Genomic DNA, 989 nt, shown 5'->3' with positions numbered 1-989 from the left:
TTTGGTTTAGAGATTCACAAAGCTCCGTGATTTTGGTTACAGAGCCAATCGCTTGACTGAATTGGCTTTCAATATGGCAGCAGCTTTCCAGCCAGTCGGTTGAGGGAATGTTGAGTCTCTCTAAAATTGAGGGCAGTGAGTTGTTTATCACACCGCGTTTGTCATTGCGAATGGCCCGGCCTGTCCAATCCACTAATTCCAAATAAGCGCTTAAATGAAAAGGTATATGATCCGCGCTGGTGTTGTGTGACTCACGCCCGGCAAAGGGCATCAATTCCGCTAAGCTGAGAGCTGATTTTGATGTATCTTGGTGGGACTCATTCGGTTTTGGGGTGTTGGCCGGTTTAATCCCTAATCGCTCCTGAATGCTGGTGTAATCGGATGTTTCCGGTGTTTTGGCCATGGACGCCCTGATTGGGTTTAAGTCCACGTAGGCCATACAACTCAATAAGGCCCTTTCGTCCAGTAACGCCTGGCTTTTAAAGCGACCCTCAAAGAATCGCCCGGTGCATTTGTCTTCTCTATTGGCCATGCGAGCAATAGGCTCATTTAAACAGCGCATAAACCAACTGATGTCCGCCAAACGATGGCGCCATTGTTTAACAATATCACTCAGTAGTATCAGCTCTTCAGGAGCAAGGACTTGCTTGGCGAGATGGCGTTGAACCACCAACGGGCCTTTAAAGAGCTTTCTCCACCGCTCAATCACTTCATCGTCTGTTAAGTCATCGGCCCGGCATTGGTTAACTCTTAACACCAGATGATAATGATTGGACATAACGGCGTAGGCGGCGATATCAATGGTGAAAATATCCGCCAAGGTTTTCAGGCGTTGAACAATCCAGTCCCTGCGGTGTTCAAAATTATAATCTTTACCTTTACCACATAAAAACGCCCGGCGTACGCAGCGGGAAACACAGTGATAGTAAGGGGTATCGGCAACAGATATCAGCTCTTTCCTTGGGCGAGTCATCGTTCTTCCTTAAACG

General features: G+C 47.5%; 1 protein-coding gene. It reads right to left on the bottom strand.

Annotated features, from left to right (window positions below; genetic code table 11):
- A partial coding sequence (locus QWI17_RS00265; RefSeq protein WP_302720501.1) for a transposase occupies nucleotides 1-973 on the bottom strand: 973 nt, incomplete at its 3' end.
- Nucleotides 974-989 lie beyond the last annotated feature (16 nt).

This window comes from Gilvimarinus gilvus, from assembly GCF_030518155.1.
Classification (GTDB): domain Bacteria; phylum Pseudomonadota; class Gammaproteobacteria; order Pseudomonadales; family Cellvibrionaceae; genus Gilvimarinus; species Gilvimarinus gilvus.
Note: the sequence above shows the minus strand (reverse complement) of the source record. Positions and strands in the feature narration are given on the sequence as shown.